The sequence below is a fragment of the Moorena sp. SIO4E2 genome, from assembly GCF_010671945.1.
GTDB classification, from domain to species: Bacteria; Cyanobacteriota; Cyanobacteriia; order Cyanobacteriales; family Coleofasciculaceae; genus Moorena; species Moorena producens.
The window spans coordinates 1-2917 of sequence record NZ_JAAHIE010000770.1 but is presented as its reverse complement, the minus strand read 5'-3'; the positions used below and the strand labels follow the sequence as shown (position 1 = coordinate 2917).

Sequence of the window (2917 nt, the reverse complement as noted above, 5' to 3'; positions counted from 1 at the left end):
AAAGTCTCATTTGCTACATCCAAGCCCCCTAAATCCCCCAATTTTGGGGGACTTCTACCAGCAAATTGATTCTTGTTCCCCCCAGAATTGGGGGGCTAGGGGGGCAAAATTCAGTATCAAAAAACTTTTCAGATATCCTCTAAGCATATGCGCTACTTGAGGTGCAGTCAGCTATCAGCTATAGCAAAGGGAACAGGGAATAGGGAATAGGGAATAGGGAGTAGGGAGTAGGGAGTAGGGAATATGGCATCAAAAATTCTCACACACAATTGATTGAGGTACTCTATAGTAACTGCTTGTGCAGCATGAAGCTATGGCGTTAGCTGACTGCTGATAGCTGATAGCACCTCAAGTAGCACCATCTGTAGCGCATTAGCTGAATGCTTACGTGTTAGTTTTTTGGTCAAAAGTCCGTTGTCATTTGTTATTGGTATCGAGTGTCCATAGCCTCAACACCTGCAGAAGACTCTTGTGTTATACAATACCAATGCGCTTCGGACTTGATATCATGCAAAACTTTCTTGTCGCCATTGATTTTTCCGAGATCACACCAGTAGTGATTGCCCAAGCCGAGTCTTTAGCAGCGGCAACCAAGAGCAAATTATGGCTAATCCACATTGCTGAACCTGAGCCTGATTTTGTTGGCTATCAAACTGGACCTCAGACCGAGCGAGATTATATAGCTCACAAGTTTCGCAAGGAGCATCGCCAGCTACAAAAGTGGGCAGAAAATTCACGCCAAAAAGGTATTGATGCGGCAGCCTTGCTGATCCAAGGACCAATAGTTGAGACAATTTTGGCACAAGCACAGAAATTAGCAGTCGATTTAATTGTGGTCGGTTCTCATGGACACAGCGGTCTCTACAAAGCTTTAGTGGGCAGCATCAGCGAGGGAATTTTACAGAAAGCTGATTGTCCAGTGATGGTGATTCCTGGACGCCTAAAAACGGTCTAGTAGCGATTCAGCAAGGGCACAGAGAGTTTTCCCCATGAGCTTGTAGGGTGGGCAAAAACAGTTTGGTTTTTTTGAGTATTCTAGATTATATTACTTTGCCCACCCTACTGTAATTGGTATTTATTTGACACTCAAGCTTGTCGGGTGGGCAAAAACAGTTTGTTTTTTTTGAGTATTCTAGATAATATTACTTTGCCCACCCTACTGTAATTAGGTTTTTTTTAATTAATCCTTCATAATAAAATTCATGCATCCAGTTGATTACATCATTGTTACTATTTACCTGATTTGCATAGTTGTTTTTGGGGTTATTCTTCAACGGAAAGCATCTGAGGGTATAGAATCCTACTTTTTGGGAAATCGCAATCTGCCCTGGTGGGTTTTGGGGGCTTCTGGAATGGCGTCCAATACTGACTTGGCTGGCACGATGGTGATCAGCGCCTTAATTTATGCTCTGGGAACGAAGGGATTTTTGATCGAGATCCGGGGTGGCGTTGTCTTAATTATGGCTATTTTTATGATATTCATGGGCAAGTGGAACCGACGGGCAAATGTAATGACTTTGGCGGAATGGATGCACTTGCGCTTCGGCTCAGGAAGGGAAGGCAATACGGCTCGGATCATAAGTGCTGTTGCTAATATTATCTTTGCGATTGGCTCAATGAGTTACTTTTCGGTTGGGGGGGGCAAATTCTTGGGGGAATTTCTGGGTATTGATGACCGCTATGCTTCGATATTTTTGATTTTGCTCGCCCTGGTATACACGGCTGTTAGCGGTTTTTACGGCGTGGTATGGACGGATGTATTTCAAGGTATTTTGATTTTTATTGCGATTATCTATATTTGTGCGATCGCATTCTCTACGGCAACTATCCCGGATACCTTCTCGGTCTCGATTCCTGGGGCTGAGCAATTACAAACCTGGAATTTCACGGAGTGGAGCAGCATCTCGCCCCCAATCACAGTTGATCTACCGGGAGACTATGCCATATTCAATTTGTTCGGTGGCGTAATTTTATTCTATCTGTTCAAAGAAATTATGGTAGGGTTTGGCGGCGGGGGTGGCTATATGATCCAACGCTATTTTGCCGCTAAAAGCGATCGCGAAGCCGGGTTACTGTCCCTATTTTGGATAATCTTGCTTTCTTTCCGTTGGCCCTTGGTTACAGCCTTTGCAGTATTGGGTATCCATTACGGAACCACTAAAGCGGTAATTGCTGACCCTGAACTTATCTTACCAACGGTGATCGCAGAATATGTGCCAGTGGGGATAAAAGGGTTGCTGATCGCTTGTTTTATTGCAGCAGCTATGTCTACCTTTGACTCCATCATCAATGCTAGTGCTGCTTACTGGGTTAAGGATATTTATCAAGCTTATATCAATCCCCAAGCCTCTAGCCAACAACTGATTGTTCAAAGCCGCTGGGCATCAATTGTAATTGTAGTGGTGGGATTGCTATTTAGTTTCAATATCACCAATATCAATGATATTTGGGGATGGCTAACCCTGGGACTAGGTGCTGGACTGTCTATTCCTCTGGTGTTGAGATGGTACTGGTGGCGCTTTAATGGCTATGGATTTGCCCTTGGGACAGTGGCGGGGATGGTAGCAGCTATTTTAACCAAGGCAATAGTAATACCCAACTTAAATTACGCTCAATTTCAGGAATATGCGCTGTTTCTCATTCCCAGCATTTGCTCATTACTAGGATGTATCCTAGGGACATTTTTAACTGAGCCAACTGACCGGGAGGTGATGGATAATTTCTATCGAGTGACTCGACCGTTTGGGTTTTGGGGAGTAATCCGTCAAAACCTCCCAGCTAATAGTCAGGCAAAAATCAGGAACGAGAATCGGCGGGATATTCTATCGACATTGATCGGGATTCCTTGGCAGATAGTCTTGTTTTTAATGGGAATCATGTTGATGATGAAACGTTGGGATAATTTTGGAATCCTGTT

Annotated in this window: 2 protein-coding genes; both read left to right on the top strand. The window is 43.9% G+C overall.

Going from position 1 to position 2917, the window contains the following annotated elements; translation table 11 throughout:
• Nucleotides 1–487: 487 nt before the first annotated feature.
• Nucleotides 488–955 (top strand): universal stress protein, encoded by a 468-nt coding sequence (locus F6K37_RS36920; protein WP_008179165.1) that lies wholly within the window; start codon nt 488–490, stop codon nt 953–955.
• Nucleotides 956–1202: 247 nt separating this feature from the next.
• Nucleotides 1203–2917: sodium:solute symporter family transporter (locus F6K37_RS36915; RefSeq protein WP_287255951.1), on the top strand; the 1715-nt coding region annotated here is incomplete at its 3' end.

Excerpts from the sequence above, each read along its gene's own strand:
- F6K37_RS36920 (WP_008179165.1), top strand. The coding sequence starts at position 488 with ATGCGCTTCGGACTTGATATCATGCAAAACTTTCTTGTCGCCATTGAT.